Annotated in this window: 25 protein-coding genes; 9 read left to right on the top strand and 16 right to left on the bottom strand. The window is 75.2% G+C overall.

Annotated features, from left to right (window positions below; all coding sequences use genetic code 11):
• Positions 1-6: 6 nt before the first annotated feature.
• Positions 7-1,572 (bottom strand): acyl--CoA ligase family protein, encoded by a 1,566-nt coding sequence (locus tag H6H00_RS21930; protein WP_221775628.1) that lies wholly within the window; start codon positions 1,570-1,572, stop codon positions 7-9.
• A 22-nt stretch (positions 1,573-1,594) separates the two neighbouring features.
• Between H6H00_RS21930 and H6H00_RS21925 the strand changes: the two genes are divergently transcribed.
• Positions 1,595-2,881 carry an acyl-CoA dehydrogenase family protein gene (locus H6H00_RS21925; RefSeq protein WP_185717602.1) on the top strand — a complete coding sequence of 429 codons (1,287 nt, stop codon included), beginning with the start codon at positions 1,595-1,597 and terminating at the stop codon, positions 2,879-2,881.
• On the opposite strand, the gene H6H00_RS21920 is transcribed toward H6H00_RS21925, so the two are convergent.
• On the bottom strand, positions 2,878-3,042 hold the full coding sequence (locus H6H00_RS21920; protein WP_185717601.1) for a hypothetical protein: 165 nt from the start codon (positions 3,040-3,042) through the stop codon (positions 2,878-2,880). The genes H6H00_RS21925 and H6H00_RS21920 overlap by 4 nt on opposite strands.
• Before the next feature lie 17 nt (positions 3,043-3,059).
• Here H6H00_RS21920 and H6H00_RS21915 point away from each other — a divergent pair, with 17 nt between their 5' ends.
• Positions 3,060-3,806: a hypothetical protein gene (locus H6H00_RS21915; RefSeq protein WP_255425308.1), complete on the top strand. Its 747-nt coding sequence runs from the start codon at positions 3,060-3,062 to the stop codon at positions 3,804-3,806.
• On the opposite strand, the gene H6H00_RS21910 is transcribed toward H6H00_RS21915, so the two are convergent.
• Positions 3,793-4,263 (bottom strand): MarR family winged helix-turn-helix transcriptional regulator, encoded by a 471-nt coding sequence (locus tag H6H00_RS21910; protein WP_255425307.1) that lies wholly within the window; start codon positions 4,261-4,263, stop codon positions 3,793-3,795. The genes H6H00_RS21915 and H6H00_RS21910 overlap by 14 nt on opposite strands.
• Before the next feature lie 145 nt (positions 4,264-4,408).
• On the opposite strand from H6H00_RS21910, the gene H6H00_RS21905 reads away from it, so the two are divergent.
• On the top strand, positions 4,409-4,750 hold the full coding sequence (locus tag H6H00_RS21905; RefSeq protein ID WP_185717599.1) for a histone-like nucleoid-structuring protein Lsr2: 342 nt from the start codon (positions 4,409-4,411) through the stop codon (positions 4,748-4,750).
• 19 nt (positions 4,751-4,769) lie between these two features.
• On the opposite strand, the gene H6H00_RS21900 is transcribed toward H6H00_RS21905, so the two are convergent.
• The 3 genes from H6H00_RS21900 to H6H00_RS21890 all read right to left on the bottom strand — a co-directional run bounded on the left by H6H00_RS21900 (position 4,770) and on the right by H6H00_RS21890 (position 7,872).
• Entirely contained in the window at positions 4,770-5,324 is a 555-nt protein-coding gene (locus H6H00_RS21900) for a GNAT family N-acetyltransferase (RefSeq protein ID WP_185717598.1), read from the bottom strand.
• Between the two features lie 17 nt (positions 5,325-5,341).
• The gene (locus H6H00_RS21895) at positions 5,342-6,649 is read right to left on the bottom strand and encodes a hypothetical protein (protein WP_185717597.1); all 1,308 of its coding nucleotides are present in this window, start codon (positions 6,647-6,649) and stop codon (positions 5,342-5,344) included.
• A 65-nt stretch (positions 6,650-6,714) separates the two neighbouring features.
• Positions 6,715-7,872: an MFS transporter gene (locus H6H00_RS21890; RefSeq protein ID WP_255425306.1), complete on the bottom strand. Its 1,158-nt coding sequence runs from the start codon at positions 7,870-7,872 to the stop codon at positions 6,715-6,717.
• Positions 7,873-7,972: 100 nt separating this feature from the next.
• Here H6H00_RS21890 and H6H00_RS21885 point away from each other — a divergent pair, with 100 nt between their 5' ends.
• Genes H6H00_RS21885 through H6H00_RS21875 form a run of 3 tightly spaced genes read left to right on the top strand, consistent with a single transcriptional unit; the run spans position 7,973 to position 12,325 of the window.
• Positions 7,973-9,511 (top strand): long-chain-fatty-acid--CoA ligase, encoded by a 1,539-nt coding sequence (locus H6H00_RS21885; protein ID WP_185717595.1) that lies wholly within the window; start codon positions 7,973-7,975, stop codon positions 9,509-9,511.
• A 19-nt stretch (positions 9,512-9,530) separates the two neighbouring features.
• The gene (locus H6H00_RS21880) at positions 9,531-10,892 is read left to right on the top strand and encodes an alpha/beta hydrolase family protein (RefSeq protein WP_221775627.1); all 1,362 of its coding nucleotides are present in this window, start codon (positions 9,531-9,533) and stop codon (positions 10,890-10,892) included.
• Complete coding sequence (locus H6H00_RS21875) at positions 10,889-12,325, top strand: pyridoxal phosphate-dependent decarboxylase family protein (RefSeq protein ID WP_185717594.1); 1,437 nt, start codon at positions 10,889-10,891, stop codon at positions 12,323-12,325. The genes H6H00_RS21880 and H6H00_RS21875 overlap by 4 nt, the downstream gene beginning before the upstream one ends.
• On the opposite strand, the gene H6H00_RS21870 is transcribed toward H6H00_RS21875, so the two are convergent.
• The 10 genes from H6H00_RS21870 to H6H00_RS21825 all read right to left on the bottom strand — a co-directional run bounded on the left by H6H00_RS21870 (position 12,322) and on the right by H6H00_RS21825 (position 22,343).
• On the bottom strand, positions 12,322-13,134 hold the full coding sequence (locus H6H00_RS21870; protein ID WP_221775626.1) for an ABC transporter permease: 813 nt from the start codon (positions 13,132-13,134) through the stop codon (positions 12,322-12,324). The genes H6H00_RS21875 and H6H00_RS21870 overlap by 4 nt on opposite strands.
• Positions 13,131-14,147, bottom strand: coding sequence for an aliphatic sulfonate ABC transporter substrate-binding protein (locus tag H6H00_RS21865; RefSeq protein WP_185717593.1), 1,017 nt, complete (start codon positions 14,145-14,147; stop codon positions 13,131-13,133). The genes H6H00_RS21870 and H6H00_RS21865 overlap by 4 nt, the downstream gene beginning before the upstream one ends.
• A 43-nt stretch (positions 14,148-14,190) precedes the next feature.
• A complete protein-coding gene (locus H6H00_RS21860; RefSeq protein ID WP_255425305.1) occupies positions 14,191-14,961 on the bottom strand; it encodes an ABC transporter ATP-binding protein in 771 nt (256 codons plus the stop codon).
• 168 nt (positions 14,962-15,129) lie between these two features.
• On the bottom strand, positions 15,130-16,080 hold the full coding sequence (locus H6H00_RS21855; RefSeq protein WP_185717591.1) for an esterase/lipase family protein: 951 nt from the start codon (positions 16,078-16,080) through the stop codon (positions 15,130-15,132).
• 44 nt (positions 16,081-16,124) lie between these two features.
• A complete protein-coding gene (locus H6H00_RS21850; RefSeq protein ID WP_185717590.1) occupies positions 16,125-16,556 on the bottom strand; it encodes an ATP-binding protein in 432 nt (143 codons plus the stop codon).
• A 123-nt stretch (positions 16,557-16,679) separates the two neighbouring features.
• Entirely contained in the window at positions 16,680-17,561 is an 882-nt protein-coding gene (locus H6H00_RS21845) for an NAD-dependent epimerase/dehydratase family protein (RefSeq protein ID WP_185717589.1), read from the bottom strand.
• A gap of 106 nt (positions 17,562-17,667) precedes the next feature.
• On the bottom strand, positions 17,668-19,470 hold the full coding sequence (locus H6H00_RS21840) for a class I adenylate-forming enzyme family protein (protein ID WP_255425304.1): 1,803 nt from the start codon (positions 19,468-19,470) through the stop codon (positions 17,668-17,670).
• A complete protein-coding gene (locus H6H00_RS21835; RefSeq protein WP_185717588.1) occupies positions 19,463-20,617 on the bottom strand; it encodes a cytochrome P450 in 1,155 nt (384 codons plus the stop codon). Before H6H00_RS21835 ends, H6H00_RS21840 begins: the two co-directional genes overlap by 8 nt.
• Positions 20,614-21,345: a glycosyltransferase gene (locus H6H00_RS21830; protein ID WP_185717587.1), complete on the bottom strand. Its 732-nt coding sequence runs from the start codon at positions 21,343-21,345 to the stop codon at positions 20,614-20,616. The genes H6H00_RS21835 and H6H00_RS21830 overlap by 4 nt, the downstream gene beginning before the upstream one ends.
• Entirely contained in the window at positions 21,342-22,343 is a 1,002-nt protein-coding gene (locus tag H6H00_RS21825; RefSeq protein ID WP_185717586.1) for a 3-oxoacyl-ACP synthase III family protein, read from the bottom strand. Before H6H00_RS21825 ends, H6H00_RS21830 begins: the two co-directional genes overlap by 4 nt.
• Before the next feature lie 142 nt (positions 22,344-22,485).
• On the opposite strand from H6H00_RS21825, the gene H6H00_RS21820 reads away from it, so the two are divergent.
• The 3 genes from H6H00_RS21820 to H6H00_RS21810 are packed head-to-tail and all read left to right on the top strand — an operon-like array spanning position 22,486 to position 24,517.
• The gene (locus H6H00_RS21820) at positions 22,486-23,109 is read left to right on the top strand and encodes an AIM24 family protein (RefSeq protein ID WP_221775625.1); all 624 of its coding nucleotides are present in this window, start codon (positions 22,486-22,488) and stop codon (positions 23,107-23,109) included.
• The gene (locus H6H00_RS21815; RefSeq protein WP_185717585.1) at positions 23,109-23,759 is read left to right on the top strand and encodes an AIM24 family protein; all 651 of its coding nucleotides are present in this window, start codon (positions 23,109-23,111) and stop codon (positions 23,757-23,759) included. The genes H6H00_RS21820 and H6H00_RS21815 overlap by 1 nt, the downstream gene beginning before the upstream one ends.
• Positions 23,756-24,517, top strand: a complete 762-nt coding sequence (locus H6H00_RS21810) for an AIM24 family protein (protein ID WP_221775624.1) — start codon at positions 23,756-23,758, stop codon at positions 24,515-24,517. The genes H6H00_RS21815 and H6H00_RS21810 overlap by 4 nt, the downstream gene beginning before the upstream one ends.
• Positions 24,518-24,531: the final 14 nt, after the last annotated feature.

Genomic DNA, 24,531 nt, shown 5'->3' with positions numbered 1-24,531 from the left:
TCCCCCTCACCGGATCCGGTGCTCGGACCCCTTCCACGCCTCGTCCCGCAGCACGAACTTCTGGATCTTCCCGGTGGAGGTCCTCGGCAGGTCGGTGAACGTCACCGTCTTCGGCGCCTTGAACCGCGCCAGCCGCCCCCGGACGTGCTCGATGATCTCCTCCTCCGTCGCGCTCGCCCCCTCCTGCAGCGTGACGTAGGCGGCCGCGACCTCGCCCCACTTCTCGTCGGGCACCGCGATCACGGCGACCTCCAGCACCGCGGGGTGGTCGGCGATGGCCTGCTCCACCTCCACCGACGCGATGTTCTCCCCGCCGGAGATGATCACGTCCTTGGAGCGGTCGCGGAGCTCCACGTACCCGTCGGGGTGGATCACCCCCAGGTCGCCGGTGCGGAACCAGCCGTCCGGGATCGCGGTGGCCGTCGCCTGCTCGTCGTCGAGGTAGCCCAGCATCACGTTGTTGCCGCGCAGCGCGATCTCCCCGACCGACTCCCCGTCGCGCGGCACGTCGGCGCCGTCGTCGGTGACCACCCGCACCGCGCAGGAGATCATGTTCCCGACGCCCTGGCGCGCCTTGAGCCGCGCCTGCTCGCCCGCGTCGAGCTCGTTCCACTCGGGCCGCCAGTCGCAGATCATCACCGGCCCGAACGTCTCGGTGAGCCCGTAGAGGTGGGTGACCTCGAACCCCAGCTCCCCCATCCGACGCAGGATCGCCGGGCTGGGCGGAGCGCCACCGGTGGCCACCCGCACCGGCACACCGGAGAGCGGCGCCGCCTCCTTCGCGTAGGCCAACATCGACAGGACCGTCGGCGCGCCGTTGAGGTGCGTGACGCCCTCCTCGCGGATCAGGCGCCACACCTCGCTGGGATCGACCTTCGGCAGGCACACGTGCGTGGCCCCCGCCGCCGTGACGGCCCAGGGGAAGCACCAGCCGTTGCAGTGGAACATGGGCAGCGTCCACAGGTGCACCGCGCTCGGCGTCAGGCCGGTGTGCCCGACCATCGCCAGCGCCTGCAGGTAGGCACCGCGGTGGTGGTACATCACGCCCTTGGGCTTCCCCGTGGTGCCCGACGTGTAGTTGATCGAGAGCAGGCCGCGCTCGTCGTCGACGGTGTGGGCCGTCGGCGAGGCCCCGTCGAGCAGCGCCTCGTACTCCGCGCCGGCCCGGATCCGCAGCGGCGGGGCGTCCAGCTGGGCGAACACCGCGTCCACCAGGTCGTCGAACACGGGGTCGTGCACCAGCACGGAGGAGTTCGAGTGCTCCACGATGTACGCCACCTCGCCCGCCGAGAGCCGCGTGTTGACGGCGACGAGCGGCACCCCCGCCCACGGCACGCCGAAGTTCGCCTCCAGCAGCACGTGCGTGTTCGGGGCGAGCACCGCCACCGGGCGCCCGTCCGCGAGCGGAGCGAGCCCACCGGCCAGGCGCCGGCAGCGGTCGTGCAGCTCGGTGTAGGTCCAGCGCCGCTCCCCGTCGACGACGGCGGTGCGGTCACCGTGCGCGGCGGCGGCCCGGTCGAGGAAGGACACCGGGCTCAGGGGCTCGAAGCTGTGCTGCATGGACGCCAGCATCGCCCAAACCTAGGTTGGGGGCATGGCATGGGACTTCTCCACCGAACCGGAGTTCGAGACGCAGCTGGAGTGGATGCGGGGGTTCGTCCGCGACGAGATCATCCCGCTGGAGACGCTCGACCTCGACCGCGCGGCGTTCGAGCGGATCACCACCCCGCTCAAGGAGCGCGTCAAGGAGCGCGGCCTGTGGGCCGCACACCTGCCGCCGGAGCTGGGCGGCGGCGGGTTCGGGCAGGTCAGGCTGGGGCTCATGCACGAGATCCTCGGCCAGTGCCGCTACGCCCCGGGGATCTTCGGCAACCAGGCCCCCGACTCGGGCAACGCCGAGCTGCTCGCCATCGGCGGCTCCCCGGAGCAGCAGGAGCGCTGGATGCACCCCCTGCTGCGCGGCGAGCTGCGCAGCTGCTTCTCGATGACCGAGCCGGGGGCGGGCGCCGACCCGACGCTGCTGTCGACCCGCGCCGTCCTCGACGGCGACGACTACGTCATCGACGGCCACAAGTGGTTCAGCTCCAACGCCTCGCAGGCCGACTTCCTCATCGTCATGTGCGTGACGGACCCGGACGTCTCGCCGTACCAGGGCAGCTCGATGATCATCGTGCCGACCGACACCCCCGGGGTGAACGTGGTCCGCGACATCCCGGTCATGGACCACCCCCTGCACTCCCCCGAGCTCTACGGCGGGCACGCCGAGGTGCTCTACGAGGGCGTGCGCGTGCCGAAGGAGAACCTGGTCGGCAACCCCGGCGACGGGTTCCGGCTCGCCCAGCAGCGCCTGGGCCCCGGCCGCATCCACCACGCGATGCGCTGGCTCGGGCAGTCGCGCCGCGCGTTCGACATGCTCTGCGAGCGCGCCGTCAGCCGGCACACGCACGGGTCGATCCTCGCCGACAAGCAGATGGTGCAGGACTGGGTGGCGACCAGCGCCGCGGAGATGCAGGCCGCGCGCCTGCTCACGCTGCACGCGGCGTGGACGATGGACCAGGTCGGGGCGTCCAACGCCCGCCTGGAGATCGGGATGATCAAGTACTGGGGCGCGAAGGTGCTCCACGACGTGATCGACCGGGCCATCCAGGTGCACGGCTCGCTCGGGTTCTCCGGCGACCTCCCGCTGGAGGAGATGTACCGCGCCGCCCGCGCCGCCCGGATCTACGACGGGCCCGACGAGGTGCACAAGGCGACCGTCGCGAAGCGGATCCTGCGCGGCTACACCCCGACCGACGTGCCGACCGAGCACGTCCCGACGCGGGCCGCGGCCGCGCGCGAGAGGTTCGCGGAGTACCTGGTGGGCGCGACGGCCGACCTCTAGTCCGCCGGCTCCGCCGCGGCCCGGGCGGCGCGCTCGTGCAGGCGGGAGCGGATCTCGTCGGGGGTGTAGGCCTGCCGCTTCCGCTCCGCCCGCACCGTGACGACGCCCGTCGCCGCGACCCCGGCCAGCCCGGCGAGTCCGATCAGCTTCCACCAGCGCATCTCGCTACCGTACCGGCGTGCCTCCCCCGGACTCAGGAAAGAGCCTGATCACCCTCGACCGGGCCTGCGAGCTCGCCCGCACCGGCGACATCTGGGTCTTCCGCGGGAGCAGCGGCGCCGACCGGGCGATCCGCGGACTGACCAACTCACCGGTCAACCACGTCGGCATGGCGATCGTCGTCGACGACCTGCCGCCGATGATGTGGCACGCCGAGCTGGGCCGCTCGCTGCTCGACCTGTGGACCGGGCAGCACCAGCGGGGCGTGCAGCTGCACGACATGCGCGACGCCGTGCTGCAGTGGGGGCACCGCTACGGGCAGCGCGGCTGGCTGCGGCAGCTGAAGGGGCCGGTCGCCCGGCAGCACGAGGACGGGGCCCTGCGCGCGGTCGCCCGCCTCGACGGCACCCCCTTCCCCTCGACGGCCCGGCTCACCGGCCGCTGGCTGTGGGGCCGGACCCCGCAGCTGCCGTGGCGGCGCGAGCGAGACACCGGACCGGCCGGGTTGGAGACCGCGTACTGCGCGGAGGTCGTGGCGCTGACCTACGAGGAGATGGGCCTGCTCCCCCGCGACCGCCGGCCCAACTGGTACGACCCGGGCCGCTTCTGGAGCGGCGACGACCTGGAGCTGGCCGCGGGGTTCCGGCTCGGCGGCGAGATCGAGGTGGCCCTGCCGCCCGCCCCGGGCACCGAGCCGGTGGCGCTGGAGACCGCCCCGCCGCGTCCCCGGTGGCGCCGCGCGTGGGACCGCGTCAGCCCCCGGTAGGAGGCGCCACCGACTCTCGGTAGGCCCGCACCATCTCCGTGGCCTCGCCGAGGAAGCGCCGGGCGGCCGCGAGCTCCGCGGCGTCGTAGCCCGCCAGCAGCTCGTCCATCCGGGCCCCGAGCGGCCCGAAGAACGCCGAGCCGACCTGCTCGGCGGCGGCGCCGTAGTGCAGCGTGACGCGGCGGCGGTCGCGGTCGTCGCGGGCGCGGCGGACGTGGTCGGCGCGCTCCAGCCGGTCGACGACCGCGGTCGTCGCCCCGGAGGACAGCCCGAGGTGCCGGCCCAGCCGGCCGGGGGTGAGCGGCGCGCCCGCGCGGTCGGCCTGCATCACCGCCAGGAGCGCGGACAGGTCGGTGGCGTGCATGCCGTGGCGGTCGGCGAACACGTGGCTGAGCCGTTCGGCCTCCGCGGCGTAGGCCTGCAGCAGGCGCACCAACTCGTCCCGATCACCGTCCACGGCACGACGATAGCAGCATCTCGACCGTCGAGAGACGCCATTCCCCCGTCCCGGGGGTCGAAATACCGACCCCTGTTCGACAATGCGGCATCGCATCCTTTATCGTTGGCCACGAACAATTGACGATCCCGAGAAAGGCACGTGCGTGGCGAAGCACACCACCGTTACCCTGGTCGACGACATCGACGGTTCCGAGGCCGACGAGCAGGTCGAGTTCGCGATCGACGGCAAGGCCTACGAGATCGATCTCTCCTCCGCCAATAGCTCGCGTTTGCGCGACGCCCTCGCCCCGTTCGTTTCCGCGGCCCGCCGGTCCGGCGGACGTCGGGGCTCCGGCGGTTCGTCGGCCACCCCGGCGAGCCGGCCGAGCACCGACCGTGAGCAGAACCAGGCGATTCGCGAATGGGCGGTCGCCCAGGGGATGAAGATCTCGGAGCGCGGACGCATCCCGTCCAACGTTCTCGAGGCGTACCACGCGAACCACTGATCCGCCCGGAAACCGCTGATCAGGGCGCGCACAACCGCCACACGACGTCCTCGCCAGCCTCCCCGGGAGACAGTTCCTCCTGGGGCGGCCGGCGGTCGACCTCGGTGAATCCGAGGCGGCGCGGCACGGCCCCACTGCGCACATTCGCCACGTCGTGCACGATCTCGACGCGATCCGCGCCGATCCGGAACGCCTCGGCCGCCAACGCGGCCACCGCGGCCGTCACGTAACCGCGTCCGGTACGGGCGTGGTGCAGCCAGTACCCGATCTCCATACCGCCGGGGCCGATCCGGTTCGTCATTCCGCAGCCGCCCACCAGCTCCCCGGCACCCGCCGCCCCGGCGCCGAGCCGGATCGCGTAGCCGTACCCGGTACCGGCCGCCCAGCCCGCGTCCACGTGGTCGACGTGGCGGCGCGCGTCGGCGTCGGAGTAGCCGTGCGCGGCCCAGGCCATCCACGGCCCGATGTGCGAGAGCGACTCCCCCACCACCCGGTAGAGCTCGTCGACGTCGGACATCCGCCAGCGCCGCAGCGTCACCGGCCCGGCGGACAGCTCCTCGCGCGCGACGTCCACCCGACCATCGTGGCCCCTCACCAGACGGTGAGCAGCAGGTGGTTCACCGCCAGCGCGAGACCCGCCTGCGCGGCCAGCCAGCGCCGCGGGTGCGGCAGCCCGGCGCACGCGACGACCAGCCAGATCGCGAACGGCAGCCAGATCCGCTCCACCTCGGCCTTGCTCAGCCCGGACAGGTCGGCGAGCAGGACCGCCGCCCCGGCCGCGGCGACGAGCCACGCCGCGCGGGCCGGGAGGTCCGGGACCCGCCGCAGCCCGGCGACGACCGCGGGGCCGACCGCGAGCGCCAGCGCGGCGAGGTTGGCCCACACGAAGTAGGAGTACGGCCGCGTCGAGGCGACCGACAGCGCGTAGATCACCTGGACGCGCTCGAAGCCGTCGAACCACCAGAACCCGCTGACCGTGAACGCCGCGACGACGGCCGCGACCCCCGCCGCCGCCCACGCCCCGGCCCGCCAGGAGCGCGTCAGCCCGAGCACCGCGAGCGGGACGAGCCCGCCCAGCACCAGTCCGTAGGACAGGTAGAGGCTGCACCCCAGCAGCACGCCCCCGGCGAACGCCGGGAGGGCCCTGCGGCCGGCCGCCCCGATCGCGAGCAGCGCGACCCCCCAGGCCAGGATCGCGGCGAACATCCCGTCGGCCGAGACCCCGACCCACACCGCGCCGGGGAGCAGCACCCCGAACGGCAGCGCCGCCCGGGCGACCGCCTCGGCGTCGAGCGCGCGCAGCGTGACCGCGACCGCGACGCAGGCCGACGCCCCGATCAGCATCGTCACCACGCCCGCCGGTCCGCCGCCGCCCAGCCCGATCCGGTCGAGCACCACGTAGAACAGGAAGGCGCCCGGCGGGTGCGCGCCGACGTGGGTGACCCACATGTCCGGCGCGGGCAGGATGAAGTCGGTGAACGTGCGCAGCATCGTCGGCACGTCGGTGGCGCGCGGGACGTCCCACAGGTACTCCTGGTCGCTGCTCAGCCGCTCGACGACGCCGCGGGTCCAGCCGTCGACCAGGGCGAGCGACACCGTCCAGGTGGCCGCGGCGCCGTGGGCGAGCAGCAGCAGCGGCCGCCAGGCCAGCCGCGCGGCCAGCTCCGGGCCGCGCGCGACGACCGCCAGCGCGACGACGACCGCCACCGGCGTGCCCGGCCCCACGTGCGGCAGCCACGAGGCCAGCAGCGGCGGCACGCCCAGGAAGATGTCCTGGCCCGCGGCCTTGAGCGACTCCCCCACCAGGTGCGCGGCGACGACGAGCGCCGTGGCGGCGGCCACCGCGACCAGGTCCCACCGGGCGCGGTGGCGGACGGGGGTGCGGGTCGGGGTGCTCACGCGGCCATGATCGCCGACGGGCCCCGCCCCCGGCGCGCGGTGTCCGCGGACCGTCACATCCCCGGTCACCCCCGCCGGGCGTAGGCCCGGCGCCCGGCCGCCGACAGCAGCGCGACCGGCACCGCGGCGGCGACGGCCAGCCCGAACACCAGCGGGTACGCCCCCGCCTCGGCCAGCGGCGCGAACAGCGCGGTGCCCGCGGCGCTGCCCAGGAACAGCGACGCCGCGAACAGCGCCACCGCCGAGGCCCGCTGCTCCGGCACGACCTCGGTGACCCACGCCTGCAGCGTCGAGTGCAGGAACGCCCACGAGCCGCCGACGAGCGCGCCCGCGACGGCGATCGTCACGAGGTTCAGCGCCGTGGCGGGCACCGCCCAGCCCGCGACGAGGAACGCCCCGCCGATCGCCGCGAGCCCGGCGGGCGGCACCCGCCCGACGAGCCGGCGCACCAGCCGCGACCAGGCCAGCGCCCCCAGCCCGTACCCGGCCGCGAGGAACCCGGCGACGGTCGCGGTCGTGCCGAGCGACTGCGCGGCGGGCGCGAGGAACGTCAGCACCCCGAGCACCACGATCCCCTCGCTGACCGCGAGCGCCAGCACCGCGACCGCCCACGGCGAGCGCAGCACCCCGCGCAGCGCGTGCCACGGGCTGCCCCCGGTCGGGGCCCGGTCCGGCTCGGGCAGCCGGGCCAGCGCGAACCACAGCGCCACCGCGGCCGTCGCCGTGACGCCCGGGACGACCCGCCAGCCGACGACGTCGGCGAGCAGGCCCGCCCCCGCGGTCGCGGCCGCGACCCCGAGCGAGGACGCCGCCAGCACGTCGGACAGCGGGCGCTGCCGCACGTCGGCGGGCCAGGCGTCGCCGACGTAGACCAGGGTCGTGGGGATCAGCGCGGCGAAGCACCCGCCCGCGACCGCCCGGGTGATCCCCAGGACCAGCAGGTCCGGCGCCAGCACCGACCCGATCCCGCCGAGCGCGGCCCCGACCAGCGCGATCCGCATGACTCGCACCCGGCCGATCCGGTCGCTGACCAGCCCCCACACCGGCTGCATGAGGCCGTAGGCGAGGAAGTAGACGCTCGCGACGCCGGCGACGGCGGCCAGCGACGCGCCCAGGTCCAGGGAGATCACGACGAGCAGCGGCGCGATCGCGAAGCGGTCGCAGGTGCTGGTGAGCGCGGCGGCCTGGAGCAGGCGCAGCCGGGTGTCGGGGACGGTGGTCACCCGGCGACCCTCCTCCTCGCGGCCCGCGCCCGCCGACCCCGGGCCGCGTGAGGCTCGCCACCCCTTGCCCCCGCCACGACGGCCGGGCCAGGGTGGGTGGATGACGGTCTCCGGACAGGGCATGACGATGAGCGACCTCGTCGCCCGCTTCGCCCGCACCACCCCCGACGCGGTCGCCTTCCGCGACGGCGACCTGACGCTCACCTGGACGCAGACCCACGCCCGCGTCAGCCGGATGGCCTCGGTGCTCGCCGGGCACGGCGTCGGCCCGGGCGACCGGGTGGCGGTGCTGGCGCTCAACAGCGTGCCGCTGATCGAGGCGATGGCCGCGGTCCTGCGGCTCGGCGCGATCTGCGTGCCGGTGAACTTCCGGCTCGTCGCCGAGGAGGTCACCTACGTGCTGACCGACTCCGGGGCGCGGGTCGTCGTCGCCGACGACGCGTTCGCGCCGCTCGCCGGGGCGGCCGGGGCGGGCACCGTCGTCACGATCGGCGCGGGGCACGAGGACCTGCTCGCGGGCGGGTCGGAGGACTACACGGAGCTGCCCGTCGACGACGCCGCACCCGCGCTGGTCATGTACACCTCCGGCACCACCGGCCGGCCCAAGGGTGCGGTGCTCAGCCACCGCAACATGTACCTGCACGCCTACGCCAACGCCCTGCAGGCGGGCTCGGGCGTCGGCGACAACGTCGGGATGTCGGGGGCGCCGCTGTTCCACATCGCCGGGGTGTCGGGCTTCTACAACACCCTGATCGCGGGCGGCACCACCGTGCTGACGCCGTCGGGCGGCTTCGACCCGTCGGCGATGCTCGACCTGCTCGAGCGCGAGCGCGTCTCCACCGTGTTCTTCGTGCCGGCGCAGTGGGCGGCGATCGTCGCGGTGCCCGGCGTCCGCGACCGGGACCTGTCCGCGCTGCGCCGGGCGGTGTGGGGGGCCGCTCCCGCGTCGACCACGCTGCTGCGCACGATGATCGACACCTTCCCCGGGGCCGAGGTCATGACGGCCTTCGGCCAGACCGAGTGCAGCCCCGTCACCTGCATGCTCGGCGGGGAGGACTCGATCCGCAAGATCGGTTCGATCGGGAAGCCGATCGTGGGCGTCGAGGTCCGGATCGTCGACGACGAGATGGTCGACGTGGCCCCGGGCGAGGTCGGCGAGATCGTCTACCGCGGCCCGACCGTGATGGCGGGGTACTGGAACAAGCCCGAAGAGACCGCCGAGGCCTTCCGCGGCGGCTGGTTCCACTCCGGCGACCTCGTGCGCGCCGACCCCGACGGCTACCTCTACGTCGTCGACCGCAAGAAGGACATGATCATCTCCGGGGGCGAGAACATCTACTGCGCCGAGGTCGAGAACGCGCTCGCCGCGCACCCGAAGGTGGCCGAGGTCGCGATCATCGGCGTCCCCGACGAGCGCTACGGCGAGGCCCCGCTCGCGGTGATCGCGCCGCGCGACCCCGCCGACCCGCCGACGGCCGACGACATCGAGGCGTTCTCCCGTGAGCACCTGGCCGCCTACAAGCGGCCGCGGCGGATCGTGCTGGTCGACGCCCTGCCGCGCAACCCCAGCGGGAAGGTCCTCAAGACCGCGCTGCGCACCGCGCACGGCGCCGCGTCGGTGGCGGAGCCCGCCGTCTGAGTGCGGATACGGTGGGGCCGTGAGGTGGTGGATCATGGCGGTCGTGCTCGTCCTGACGGCTGCGTGCGGAGCCCCGCCCGGGCCCACCGCGATCGAGGGCACCTGGCAGGGCCGGATCGAGGCGCCCGGCTCGCCGCTGCAGGTCCGGCTCACCTTCTCCGGTGACGGCGGCGGGATCGACATCCCCGCGCAGGGGGTCACCGGCCTCCCGCTGCGCGACGTGCGGGTCGACGGCGCCGCCGTCACGTTCGCCCTGCCCGACGCCCCCGGCGGCGCGACGTTCCGCGGAACGCTCGACGGCGACACGATCAGCGGCGACTACACCCAGGGCGCCGCCCCGGCCACCCCGTTCGCCCTGACCCGCGGCGAGCCGGTGGCCGCGGCCCGCCCGCAGGAGCCGCGGCCGCCGTTCCCCTACCGCGCCGACGACGTGACCTTCCCCAGCGGCGAGGTCACCCTGGCCGGCACGCTCACCCGCCCCGACGGCGCCGGGCGGTTCCCCGCCGTCGTCATGATCACCGGCAGCGGTGCGCAGGACCGCGACGAGACGATCGAGGGCCACAAGCCGTTCCTGCTGCTCGCCGACACCCTCACCCGCGCCGGGTTCGCCGTGCTGCGCACCGACGACCGGGGCGTCGGCGGGTCCGGTGGAGCGGCGTCCGGCACGCCGTACGAGGTGCTGGCCGACGACGCGCTCGCCGGCGTCGCGTTCCTGCGCGGCACCGACGGGATCGACCCGGCCCGCGTCGGGCTGTTCGGGCACAGCGAGGGCGGCTACCTGGGCCCGCTCGCCGCGTCGCGGGGCGACGTCGCGTTCGTGGTCTCGATGGCCGGGCCCGCCGTGTCCGGCGAGGACGTGCTGATCCTGCAGAACCGGCTGCTGCGCGAGCAGGCGGGCGCGCCCGCCGCCGAGACCGACGCCTACCTGGCGTTCCTGGCGGAGTTCACCGACCTGCTGCGCGCGGGGGACGTCGAGGCCGCCCGGGCGCGGTCGCGCGACGAGATCATCGGCCAGCTCGCGACGCTGCCGGAGTCGCAGCGCCCGGGCCCGGAGCAGGTCGACGCGATCGTGGACTCGACGCTCGACCTCGCCCCGTTCCTGCTCCACGACCCCGCCCCCGCCCTGCGCTCGCTCGACGTGCCGGTGTTCGCGTTCTTCGGGGAGAAGGACCTGCAGGTGCCGCCGTCGCAGAGCGAGGGCCCGATGCGGGACCTGCTCGCGGGCGGCCCGGACGCCACCGTCCGGACCTTCCCCGGCCTCAACCACCTCATGCAGCCGACGGCCACGGGCGCGATCGGCGAGTACGGCACCATCGAGACGACGATCGCGCCCGAGGTGCTGGACGCGGTCACGGCGTGGCTGAGCGAGAGGTTCCTGTGACGGATCTCGATCCCGAGGAGTTCCGGCGGCTGGGGTACGCCGTCGTCGACTGGATCGCGGGGTACCGGGCCGGCGTCGGCGACCTGCCGGTGCGACCAGCCGTGGAGCCGGGGTGGGTCCGGTCGCAGCTGCCGGACACCCTCCCGGAGGCGCCCCGGGAGCTGGGCGCGCTGCTCGGCGAGCTGGACCGGGTCGTCGTCCCGGCCACCACGCACTGGCAGCACCCCGGGTTCTTCGGCTACTTCCCGGCGAACGCCTCGCTGCACTCGGTGCTGGGCGACCTGCTCTCCGGCGGGCTCGGCGTCCAGGGGATGCTGTGGTCGACCTCGCCAGCGGCCACCGAGGTCGAGCAGGTCCTGCTCGACGGCCTGGCCGACGCGCTCGGCCTCGGCCCGGCGTTCACCTGGGCCGGCGGCGGGGGCGGCACGATCGCCGACTCCGCGTCCTCCGCGGCGCTCGTGGCCCTGCTCGCGGCGCTGCACCGGACGTCGGGGGGCGCGTGGCGGGAGTCCGGCGTCGACGGCACCGAACGCGTCTACGTCACCGCCGAGACGCACTCCTCGCTCGCCAAGGCGGTGCGGGTGGCCGGGCTCGGCGCGCGGGCGCTGCGGGTGGTGCCGCCGTCGCCCGGCTCGCTCGCGATGTCGGCCGACGCGCTCGCGGAGATGCTGGCCGCCGACGTGGCCGCCGGCCTGCGGCCCGTGCTCGTCTGCGCGACCGTCGGCACCACCGGCACCGGCGCGGTCGACCCGGTCGCCGCGATCACCGCGGTCACCGCCCCGCACCGCGTGTGGGTGCACGTCGACGCGGCCTGGGCGGGGGTGGCGGCGCTGTGCCCCGAGCACCGCGACCTGCTCGACGGCGTGGAGCACGTCGACTCGTTCTGCACCGACGCCCACAAGTGGCTGATGACGGCGTTCGACGCCTCGCTGCTGTGGGTGCGCGACGCCGCCGCCCTCCCCGACGCGCTGTCGATCACCCCCGAGTACCTGCGCAACAGCGCCACCGACTCCGGGGCGGTCGTCGACTATCGCGACTGGCAGGTGCCGCTCGGCCGCCGGTTCCGGGCGCTGAAGCTCTGGACGGTGATCCACGGCTTCGGGCTGGAGGGGCTGCGCGCGCACCTGCGCGGGCACGTGGCGCTGGCCGCGGAGCTGGCGTCGTGGATCGAGGCGGAGCCCGGGTTCGTCCTGGCGGTGCCGCGGTCGCTGTCGCTGGTCTGCTTCCGCCTGGACACCGGCGACCCCGATGCCGACGACCGGGCGACGCGCGCGCTGCTGGAACGCGTCAACGCCTCGGGGACCGCCCTGCTCACGCACACCGTCGTGGACGGGCGCCACGTCGTCCGCGTCGCGATCGGCTCGGTCGCGACGGAGCGGGAGCACGTCGTGGCGCTGTGGGACCGGCTGCGCGGGGCCGCACCGGGGAGCTAGCTCCAGCGGCGCAGCAGCCGCCGCTCGGCCAGGCCGAGCAGGCTGTCGGTGAGCTTGCCCAGCAGGGCGAGCAGCACGATGGCCAGCAGCAGGATGTCGGTGCGGCCGGTGTTCTGGCTGTCGATCAGCAGGAACCCCAGCCCGATCGACGACGCGATCAGCTCCGCCGCCACCAGGAACAGCCAGCCCTGCGCGAGCCCCAGCCGCATCCCGGCCAGCGTGCCGGGGGCGATCGCCGGGAGCTGCACGGACAGGAACAACCGCAGCCCCGACCGGCCGTAGGCGCGGCCGACCTCCACGAGCTGGCGGTCGACGTGGTCGAGCGCCGCCGAGACCGTCGTGTAGACGGGGAAGAACGCGCCGATCGCGACGAGGACGATCTTCGGGGTCTCCCCGATGCCCAGCCAGAGCAGCAGCAGCGGCACCCAGGCCAGCGACGGCACCGCGCGCACCGCCTGGATCGACGGCGCGAGCAGCGACCGGGCCGGGCGGGCGAGCCCCACCAGCCCGCCGAGCACCAGCCCGGCCCCCGCCCCGACCGCGAACCCGAGCAGGACCCGCTGCGTGCTGATCCCGATGTGCCGCCACAGCTCGCCGCGCCCGAGCAGCTCGACGAACGCCGCCAGCACCGCCCCCGGCGTCGGCAGCTGCGACGGCGAGAACTCCCCCGACGTCGCCAGCAGGTGCCAGACCAGCACGAACAGCACCGGGACGACGAGACCCAGCGCCGCGGCCCGCCACCACCCGCGGCGGGCCCGGGGCGGCGGGGGCGCCGAGGTGACGGCGGTGGGCTGCTCGGTGAGGGTCACGCGCCTGCCGAGCCCGTCCCGCGGGCCGCCTCGGCGAAGCGCGGCTCGAACAGGGTGTCGAGCGCGGTGGTCGCCTCCTGCTCGGAGCGCACCAGCCCGTCGGCGACGAGCAGCGGCAGCAGGCGCGACAGCACCGCGCGCTGCGGCTCGCCGGGCACCGGGTCGATGGCGAGGTCGGTGCGCTCGGTGAGCTGGCGGCGCGCGATCTCCGGGTCGATGCCCGCCGCGGTGGCGAGCGTCTGCACGGCCGCGTCGGGGTTCTCGGCGATCCAGGCCCGGGCCCGCTCGTAGGCGGTGACGACGGTCTGCGCGAGCTCGGGCTGCTCCTCGATGAACGACTCGGTCGCGTTGAGCAGGCCGTAGGAGTTGAAGTCGAGGTTGCGGTAGATCAGCGTCGAGCCGGCCTCCAGCTCCGACTGCGCCATGAACGGGTCGAGCCCGGCCCACGCGGCGACGTCACCGCGCTCCAGCGCCGTGCGCCCGTCGGAGTGCTGGAGGTTGACGATCTCCACGTCCGACGCCGACAGGCCGGCCTGGGCGAGGGCCTGCAGGAGGAAGAAGTAGGGGTCGGTGCCCTGGGTGGCGGCGACCTTCTGCCCGCGCAGCTGCTCCACCGACGTGATCGGGGAGCCGGCCGCGACGACGATCGCCGACCACTCCGGGCGGCTGTAGACGTCGATCGACTTGATCGGCGACCCGTTCGCGCGGGCGAGCAGCGCGGGGGTGCCCGCGGTCGAACCGATGTCGATCACGTTCGCGCGCAGGTTCTCGTTGGCCTTGTTGCTGCCCTGGGACAGGATCCACTCCACCGACCCCGCGCCGAGCTCCTCCTCGAGCCAGCCCTGCTCCTTGATCACCAGGCTCTCGGGGTTGTAGTAGGCGTAGTCCAGGCTGAGCTGCACCTCACCGGCCGGCGCGGCGTCGACGGAGCCGTCGGAGCTCTCCCCCGACACGCAGCCGGCGAGCAGGGCGGAGGCGGCGAGGAACACGCCGAGGCGGGCGAGACGGGACATGACGGCGGCTCCGAGAGTCGTCGGGAGGGTCAGGCGGGGAGGATCAGGCGGGGGCGTGCCGGGGCACGCCGAGGCGGTCGAGCAGCTCGACGCGCAGGGCGGCGAGCACGGGATCGGCGCGGTCGCGCGGGCGGTCACCGGGGACGTCGAGCACGTGCCCGATCCCGGCTCCCGCGGGGTCGTTGGACAGGACGACGGCCCGGTCGGCGAGCTGCAGCGCCTCGTCGACGTCGTGGGTGACGAGCAGGACCGTGGCACCGGAGGTCCGCTGCAGGTCGTCGACCAGGTCCTGCATGCGCAGCCGGGTGAGCGCGTCGAGGGCGGCGAAGGGCTCGTCGAGCAGCAGGACGCCGGGCCGCCGGACGAGCGCGCGGGCCAGCGCGGTGCGCTGCGCCATGCCGCCGGACACCTCGCGCGGGCGGTGCCCGGCGAACGCGGTGAGCCCGACCGAGTCCAGCGCGCGGGCCACCTCCTCGCGGCCGGCGGCGCGCGCCGTGCCGTCGGGGAGCCCGAACGCGACGTTCTCCGCGACCGTGCGCCACGGCAGCAGCCGCGGCTCCTGGAACACGACGGCGGCGCGGTTCTCGATGCCGTCGACGCGGGTGCCGTCGACGAGCACCTCCCCCGCCGTCGGCCGGTCCAGGCCCGCGACGAGCCGCAGCAGCGTCGACTTGCCGCTGCCCGAGGCCCCCAGCAGCGCCACGACCTCACCGGCCGCGACGTCCAGGTCGATGCCGGCGAGCACCGGACGGTCGCCGAAGGCACGACCGAGTGCACGCAGGGTGACGGGCACGGCAGGCACACGGGTGGTCACGAGGGGTCCTGTCGGAGAGGGTCGGCGCAGGTGGGGCGGTGCGTCAGACCCGACAGGCGGCGCTGCAGACGTAGCCGAAGTCGACCCACGGTCGGGCCGAGAGATCATCGCGCTGCGCCACGCGAGCACGCTATGTGAGCGATGCCCGATCCTGCAACGCGGGAGCGGTCAGATCACCTCGTTGCCCAGCAGCGGCAGCACCGGGCGGCACGGCACGTCGCGGGCGTTCTCCGGGTCCAGAGCGTTGAGGATCAGGGCGCCGGTGCGCTCGGAGAAGATGATCGACAGGTGGTCGGAGAGGTCGATCTCGCAGCCGTCCTGAACGACGATGTTGGTGGCGCCCTCGAGCTCGCCGCTGGTGTACGGGACCACCAGCTGGTCGTAGCGGGTCATGATCGTCGTGTAGTCGACGCCCTCGACGCGGGTGCCCGCCTGCGCCATCCGCTCCAGGTAGTCCGAGCCGGAAATGAACTGCGGGCAGGAGCCGCAGGCCAGGGCGACCGGTGCGCCCGCGACGTCGCGCACCCCGAGCGCGTCGGCCAGCGCGGCGACCGGCAGGGGATCGGCGAGCGTCCCGTCGTAGAGCGGGGTGACGGCCACGTAGTCGTCGGTGACGGCGTCGCCGCCGAGGAACTGCAGCCAGTACTGCGGCATGAGCGTGCCCTCGGAGTGTCCGACGAGGTCGACCCGCTCCGCGCCGGTCGCCTCCAGCACGCCGTCGACGAACGCGTCGAGCTGTTCCGCGCTCTGCTCCATCGGCAGCAGCCCGCCGACCTGCTCTCCGGCGAGCGCGGTGCCGTAGGTCAGGGCGAACACGCAGTAGCCCTCGTTGGCCAGCAGCGGCGACATCGTCTGCCAGTTGACCGACTTGTTCGCACCCAGGCCGTGCACGAGGACCACCGGGTCGGGGTGCGCGGCGCTCGGCTCGCAGTCGTCGTCGTTGGAGCCGGGCGGGTCGGCCGGGGCCGGGGAGGCCTGCGCGGCGAGCGTCGCCAGTGCGCCGTACGGCACGGGGAGGTCCCGCTCCTGCGCCGACGCCGGTACCACCGCCAGCCCCGCGACCACGGCCGCGACCAGCGCGGCACCCCCGACGTACCCGATCCTGCGTCCCCGACCCATACCCGGCGAACGAGCGGAGGTCAGCGGCGGTTACTCACGAGTTGTCACGCAGCGTTCGGGATGCGGTGGCGCAGCAGCACGCGGCTGCCCCGTTCGTCGTAGCGGATGAGGACGGACTCCGACATCGTGCTCATCAGCGGGATCCCCCGGCCGCCCTCGGTCGGCCGCTCCACCGGCGGCTGCCAGTGGCCGTGGTCGACGACCTCGATGCACAGCGTCGTGGACGCCGAGTCCTCGGCGGGCTCGGTCCACAGCGTGAGCTCCACCGCGCCGGACTCGTCCGGACCGTAGGCGTGCCGGACGACGTTCGCGGCGGCCTCGTCGACGGCGAGGACGACGTCGGCGGTCTCGTCCGGGGTCAGCGACAGCGGCGTGAGCCACCCGGCGAGCTCGTGACGGATGACGGTCAGCTGGGCGGGATCGGCGGGCCAGCTGCGGTGCACGAACTCCACATGCCCCGGTGCGAACGGCTCCATGATCCAGATTTGCCCGGCGCGCTTCCGAGCAAACCCCGCCCGCCGCGCGCAGTGGGCCGTTCGGCCGACCCGGCGCGCCACTCGTCGGAGCCGCCGCTCGTCGGGGTCTGTCGGTCGTCGGGCCTACCAGTCGTCGGCGCCGGCGAAGGAGGTGGGCGCCGGGTCGAGGTGCAGGCGGGTGCGGGCGGCGGTGAGGTCGAGCGTGCGCTCCGTGCCGAGCTGGCTCACGGCGTAGCGGGTGAGCCGCGGCGGGTCCGGCCGGCGCAGCGCGCAGGCCACCGCCTCGGCGACCCCGGCGAGCCCCCACGCCGCCCGGCGCGGCAGGTGCCGGATGCGCGCGTCGATCCCGCGGGCGGCGAGCAGCCCGCCGAGCGCGGCGTCCAGGGTGACCGGTTCGGCGTCGCCGACGTTGTAGGTGCCCGGCGGGCCGGTGCACCCGAGCAGGCACGCTTCGGCGAGCGTGCCGACCGCGGTCAGGGTGTGGCGGGCGCCGCCGTCCCCGGCGACGACGAGCGTGCGGCCGCGGACCGCACCGAGGATGCGCGGGAGCAGCGTCGGGTCGCCGCGGCCGTAGACGGCGTGCGGGCGCAGCACCACCGTCTCCGGCCGCCCGGCCAGCAGCCGCTCGGCCGCCGCCTTGGACGCCCCGTACGCGGTGAGGTGCCGCGCCGCGGGCCCCGCCGACTCCGGCGCGTCGACGGTCGGGACGAACGGGTCGTAGACGCTCGCGGTCGAGAGGTGGACCAGCCGCACACCGGGGAAGGTCGCGGCGACGTGCCGGGTGCCGTGCAGGTTGGCCGCCCAGACCCGGACCGGGTCGGCCCAGTCGGTGACGGCCGCGGCGGCGTGCACCACGGCGTCGACGGCCGGCGGGCCGGGCAGGGGCCCGGCGGCGACGTCCCACTCGCGCCGGGTGAGCGGGTGGACCTCCCAGCCCCGGGCGCGCGCCGCCGCCACCACCGCGGAGCCGACGAACCCGGCGGCCCCGGTCACCGCGATCCGCACGCCGCCCCCTCCCGCCGGACGTCGCACCCGGCCGTTCCCGGAGCGGCACTGCCCGCACCGGTGCGGGCCGCGCCCGTCATCGCCGCGCCCCTCATCGCCGCGCCCGTCATCGCCGCGCCCGCGCGAGCCGGTCCCGCAGGGCGGCCCGGTCGGTCTTGCGGGTGCGCCCGGCCACCGGCATGTCATCGACCAGGACGATCTCGTCGGGCAGCGCGGACGCGTCGACCACCTGCGGCAGCGCCGCCCGCACCCGGTCGGCGAGCCCGGGCGGCTCCAGCGCAGCGGCGACGACGGCGAGCACCACCCGGTCGTCGCCGATCGCGTCCGGCACCCCGACCAGCACCGCCCGCGCGACGCCGGGCAGCGCGGCGATGGCGGGCTCGTGCAGGCCGGGGTAGATGTTGGTGCGGCCGCGGATGATCATGTCGGTGGCGCGGCCGCCGAGGACGATCGCCCCGTCGTCGGTGAGCGTCGCGAGGTCGCCGGTGGTGTGCTCGTCGGCGGGCTCCTCGCCGAGGTAGTGGCCGAGGTTCGCGCCGCCGACGACGAGCCGTCCGTCCCCGTCGACGCGGGCGCGGACACCGGGCAGCGGGGTCCCGACCAGGTCACCGGGCCCGGGGTGGGCGAGCTTCTCGGCCGCGGTGGCGACCGCGACGGGCAGGATCTCGGTCATCCCGTAGACCGCGAGGAACTCGACGCCCGGCAGCGCGGCGCCCGCCCGGCGCAGCAGCGGGGGCAGCACCGGCGCCGCACCGAGCAGGACCTGCCGCAGGGAGGCGGGCAGCGCCACCTGCCCGCGCTCGACGGCGTCGAGGACCGCGGCGAGGTCGGCGGGGACGAGGAACGTGTGGGTGGCGCCGTCCAGCCCGCGCGCCAGCTCGTCCGGCCGCGCGGCGGGGGCCAACCCGTAGGGCGGCATCGACCAGTGCCCGCCGCCGACCAGCGCCGGGAGCCCGAGCAGGAACTGGTCGGTGTGCACGCGGGTGCCCGGGCCGAGTGCGCAGCGGGTGGACAGCACGTCCAGCGCCGCGCCGAGCGAGCCCCGGGTGTGCACGACGGCCTTCGGTGCGGCGGTGGTCCCGGCGGTGAAGACGACGACGGCGTCCTGCCCGGGGTCCGAGGCGACCGACCGGCGCGGCACCGGCCGCAGCAGGCTGCGCAGCGGTACCGCGTTCCGCGGGACGCCCGGCAGCCACCGACCGGCCCGCACGTGGCGGACGGGCAGCCGCGCGTAGTCGGGCAGCAGCACCCCGCGGCGACGGGCCAGCGCCCGCAGCGGGCGGCGGCCCGCGGCGTAGAGGACCGACTCCGCCGCGGCCCAGCCCGGCGCGGCCAGCTCGGTGCGGGCGGCGAACAGCGCGGGCCCGACGCCGGGGTCGACGAACACCACCGTCCCGCCCGCCGCGACGACCCCCAGCGCGAGCACCACCGAGTCCGGTGACGGGCGGACGGAGAACAGCATGCGCTGCCCCGGGGCGAAGCCGGCCGCGGTCAGCCGGGCGGCGACGGCGCGGATCCGGTCGCCGAGCTGGGCGTACGTCAGGGTCACCCCGGCCGGCTCCGTCGCCGCGTGCGGCTCCGTGACCTCGGCGGGCCGGGTTCCGCGGAACGCCGTTCCTGTCCCACGGGACGTTCCCTCGCACCCGTCCTTCCGCGTTCCGCGGAACGCGCGGCGTATCCCGCCGGAGGTTCCCCGCTCGTCCTGCCGCGTTCCGCGGAACGCCGTTCCTGCCCTGCCGGAGGCTCCCCCGGCCCCGTCCTGCCGCGTTCCGCGGAACGCCGTTCCTGCCCCGCGGAACGCGCCGCGCCGGGGTGGTGGGCCGGTGAGGGCCGGGGCGTCGCCGTGCCGGTCGGCGGCGTCGAGGACCAGGCTCAGCAGGTCGCGGGCCGCCGCGCCGGACTCAGGCACCGCGCACCACCAGCTCGCGGTAGGCCGGGATCAGCACCCGGTGGGCGACGCGGCGGCGGGTGATCCGCAGCGGCCGGTCCAGGTGGGCGTCGAGCAGAGCGTCGAGGACCGTCCGGACCTGCGCCGTGGCCAGCGGCATCCCGAGGCAGAAGTGCGGACCGGCCCCGAACCACAGCCGGCGCAACGCGGGCGGGTGCGGGCGGTCCGGGTCGAAGCCGCCGGGCGCCCGGGCGGCCGAGACCGTCGCGATGACGACGCGGTCCCCCGGCCTCACCGCGACGGTCCCGATCCGGGCCGGGGCGGCCACGCGACGCAGCATCACCGGCGACGGCACGGTGATCCGCAGGCCCTCCTCGACGCACGCGTCCACGCGTCCGCGGTCGGCCGCCACCGCCCCCAGCAGCCCCGCGTCGTGCAGCAGGGCGACCAGCCGCGGCAGGAACGACACCACCGTCTCCGTGCCGGTCAGTGCGAACGCCGCCACCGCCCCCAGCGCCTCGCGCTCGGTGAGCCCCAGCTCGCGCATCCGGCCGGGCACGGTCGCGGGGTCCCCCTCGCGGTAGGCGGCGGCCGCGGGCGCCGTGATCCCGGCCAGCGCCGCCCGGCCCCGCACGACCTGGCGCGGCGTCAGCTCGGGGCGGCGCAGGCGCACCATCGAGGTCACCGCCGTCGCCGCCGCGAACGCCGGCCCGGCGGCGTCCCCGGCGTCGAGCCCGACCAGCCCCGCGATCACCGCGCCGGCCGCGCGCTGGGCCACCGGGACGAGGTCGACGGCCTCCCCCGCGGCCAGCCGACCGCGCAGCGCCGCGCACGGCTCGGCCAGCACCCGCGCACACAGCTGCGCCACCGCGGCCGGGGTGAACAGGTCGGCCAGCGCGCGGCGCAGCGCCGCGTGCTCCGCGCCCTCCATGTTGAGCAGCACCGACGGCCCGACGACGGGCGTCCACAGCGCGGCGGGCGATCCCGGACCGGTCTTGGTGAACGACGCGGTGTCGGTGAGCACGGCCCGCGCGAGCGCGGCGTCGCTGACGACGACCCCGACCCGCGGCACCCGCACCACCGGCCCGACCCGCGCCAGGCCCCGGACCAGCGGGTACGCGAGCGGGTGCGCCCCGAGCTGGACCCGGCGCTCCCACCGGTCGGTCATCGGATGTCCACGTGCTCGGGGCGGTACCGGTGGTCGGCGTACCAGCCCAGCGTCCGCACCAGCCCCCAGGCCCGCACCCGCCGGCTCGACCCCCGCACCACGACGTCGCGCCGGGCCCCGTAGCGGGCCGTCAGCGGGCGCACCGCGTTGACCAGCGCGCGGTCCTCGTGCACGTCCTGGATGCGGGTGCGCGGGAAGCCGCCCGCGCGCTCGTAGAGCTCCGCGGTGATCGCCATGTTGCAGCCGGCCGACATGACGTAGGGCCCGAGCGCGCCCGGCACCCGGTTGCCGGGCCGGAAGCGGCCGAACGCGGCCGCCACCCCCACCGCCCCGACGAGCACCCCGCGCTGCCACGCGGGCAGCCCCTCGTCGGTGCGCGGGAGCAGGCGCCCGGCGACGAGGTCGAGGTCGGCGAACGCGGCCCGGACCCGCGCGACCCAGTCGGGGGCGGGCAGGCAGTCGGCGTCGGTGCGGGCCAGGTGCGTCGCGCCCCGGGCGATCGCGAACCGCATCCCGGTGTCGGCGGCGGTCCCGGTACCGCGCCGCGGCTCGTCGACGACCTCGGCCGGCACCGGGTGCGCGCGCACGACGTCGGCGGTGCCGTCGGTCGAGGCGTTGTCCACGACGACGAGCCGGAAGTCCTGGTCGGTCTGGGCGGCCAGCGCGTCGAGCGTGGCCCCGATGCCCGCGGCCTCGTCGAACGCCGGGACCACGACGAACAGCCTCACAGCCGCACCACCGTGATGCCCAGGCTGACCCCGCCGGCCAGCCCGACGAGCGCGACCAGGTCACCCGGCCCGCAGCGCCCCAGCTCCCGGGCGGTGACCAGCTGCAGCGGCAGGCTCGCCGACGCGACGTTGCCGTGCTCGGCGACGGTGACCACGAGCTTGTCCCCCGGCACCCCCGCACCGCGCGCGAACACCTCCAGGTAGGGCAGCGAGACCTGGTGCACGGCGACGACCGCCATGTCGTCCCAGGCCAGACCCAGTCGGGCCAGCGTCGCGTCGAGGATCCCGGTGCCCACCGACAGGAACGCGGACTTGAGCCGGGCGGAGTCCATCGCGAAGTAGGTGTGCTCGACCTCGCGCGGGTGCAGCGACCCGCCCGCGGCCAGCGTGCCCGCCTCCCAGTGCCGGGAGTCGGCGGTGAACCCGGACCCGAGCACGCCGGTGCCGGGCTCCCCCGCCGTCAGCAGCACGGCCGCGCCCGCGTCGGAGAGCGTGTAGCCGGGGAACGCGCGCAGGAACCCGCGGATGCCGTCGACGGCCCACCGCACCGCCCGCGACGGCGTCTCCCCGCTCACGACGAGCACGCGCCCGTAGCCACCGACGGCGATCAGCGCGTCGGCGACCTCCATGCCGTTGAGCACGCTGTTGCACGCGTTCTTGACGTCCATCACCGGGCACGACAGCTCCAGCTTCGCCGCGACGATGTGCGCGGTCGCCGGCTCGACCATGTCCTGGCTGGCCGAGGCGAAGACCAGCAGGTCGATCTCGTGCGGCGCCGTGCCCGTGCCGGCCAGCAGCTTGCGGGCCGCGGCCACGGCGAGGTCGGAGGCCTGCTCGTGGTCGGCGGCCACGTGCCGCGACGAGATGCCGGTGAGCCGGTGGATCAGTCCGGACGGCGGTGACCACCCCGACGCTGCCGCGATCCGCGCCTCCACCTCCTCGGTGCCGACCCGCGACCCGGGCAGGTGCACCTCCACCCCCGCGATCCGCGCGCCCACGGCCCACCCCCTCCGGCCCCGTCGGTCGGGACGACCAGATCACCCGGGACGACCAGCACCCTAGGAGGCGCCCCGACCGTCGACGACCGCGGAACTACCGATACCGCCCACCGCAGGAGGATCATGTGCCAGGATCCCCCGCGTGCAGGGATTCCGACTCAACGGGTCGCGGGTGCTGGAGATCGACCTGGCGGGCGACGCCGTGCGCGCCGCGACCGGGTCGATGATCGCCTACACCGGCGACGTCACGTTCAAGAACGCCGGCATGGGCGGCGGCGACGGCCTGATGGCGGGCCTGAAGCGCCGCGCTGCGGGCGAGTCCGTCGCGCTCATGCACTGCACGGGGCAGGGCACCGTGTGGTTCGCGAAGGACGCGATGGAGGTGCTGATCGTCGAGCTGAACGGCGACACGCTCAAGGTCGAGTCCGAGCAGCTGCTCGCGCTGTCGGACAAGCTCAGGACCGACGTGGCGTTCGCCGGGGTGCGCGGAGCGTCGTCCGGGCAGGGGCTGTTCACCACCACCGTCACCGGGTACGGCACCGTCGCGCTGCTGTCGGCGGGCGGGCCGCCGATCGCGCTGGAGGTCTCGCCGCAGTACCCGCTGGTGGTCGACCCCGACGCGTTCATCGCCAGCCAGGGCCAGCTCAACCAGTCCTTCGTCACCGACGTGTCGTGGCGCAACCTGATCGGCGAGAGCTCCGGCGAGGCGTTCTCCCTGCGCTTCGACGGCAGCGGGGTCGTCTACATCCAGCCCGAGGAGCGCTGATGGGCACCTTCGAGCAGATCAACAACAAGGTCGTCGCCGCCGCCGTCGCACCCGGGCGGGAGATCCTCGCCCGCCGCGGCGCGATGCTCGCCTACACCGGCGACGTCGGGTTCTCCCCCGTCCACACGGGCCAGGGCGGGGCGGGCGGCATGGTCGGCCGGATGATGGCCGGCGAGCAGGTCCCGATGATGGTCGCCCAGGGCCACGGGACGGTGCACTACGGCTACCGCGGCCTCTACGTGACGATCATCGAGCTCGACGGGTCCGGGCCGCTGTCCGTCGAGGCCGACCGGCTCGTCGCGCACGACGCCGCGCTGCAGTCCACGGTGGTGTTCCTCGGCTCCCAGGGCGGCATCCGCGGGGCCGTCCGCGGCGCCGTCTCCGGGCAGGGCCTGTTCACCACGCAGCTGCACGGCTACGGCACCGCCGCGGTCCTGAGCCACGGCGGCACCATCGCGATCCCGGTCGGCGGGCGGCCGGTCGCGGTCGACCCGCAGGCCTACGTCGCGCACGTCGGGCAGGTGAACGTCGACATCGCCGCCTCGGTGGGCTGGCGCGACGCCGTGGGCCGGGGCTCCGGCGAGGCCGTGCAGCTCAAGCTCACCGGCCAGGGAACCGTCTACGTCCAGGCATCGGAGCAGAAGCTGTGATCCCCCTCAACCCGAGCACGCTGCCGGACAACGACAACCTCCCCGGCAACCACTACGCCTACTGCGTGCGCCTCGACGGGCAGCTGTTCATGCAGACCGGCCGGATGATCGCCTACTACCCGGCCCCGCACAGCAACGGCATCCGCTTCGAACCGCTCACCTCGGCGAGCATCGGCGGCATGGTCGCGACCCGGTTCTCCGCACCTCTCTACACCCGCGACTGGGTGGTGGCCTCCGGCGCGGGGCACCTGATCCTCGGCGACCGCGGCTACGACATCAACAGCTACGACCTCGACGACGGCAACCTCACGCTGCGCGCCGCGAACCTGCTCGCGTTCGACTCCTCCCTCGAGCTCAAGCAGTCGATCGTGCCCGGGTTCCTCACGCTGATCGGCACCGGCAAGTTCCTGGCCTCCAGCTCCGGCCCGGTGATCTTCGCCGAGCCCCCGATCCGGGTCGACCCGGACGCACTGGTCGGCTGGGCCGACTGCCCGTCCCCCAGCCACCACTACGACGCGCGGTGGATGACCGGGTTCCTCGGCGGGGCGATGGGGATGCTGGGGAGCAACTCCGGTGAGGAGCGCCAGTTCGACTTCACCGGCGCCGGCACGGTGCTCATCCAGTCCAGCGAGAACACCGTGGCCGACCCCCACCTGCTGCAGCAGCTGGAGGGTCAGGTCGCGGGGCTCGGGCTGTCCGGGCTGCAGCGGATGCAGCAGGTCGTGGCGCAGCGGCTGGCCCAGCAGCAGCAGCGCTGAGGCCCGCCCGCGGG

The organism is Pseudonocardia petroleophila, from assembly GCF_014235185.1.
GTDB classification, from domain to species: domain Bacteria; phylum Actinomycetota; class Actinomycetes; order Mycobacteriales; family Pseudonocardiaceae; genus Pseudonocardia; species Pseudonocardia petroleophila.
Note: the sequence above shows the minus strand (reverse complement) of the source record. Positions and strands in the feature narration are given on the sequence as shown.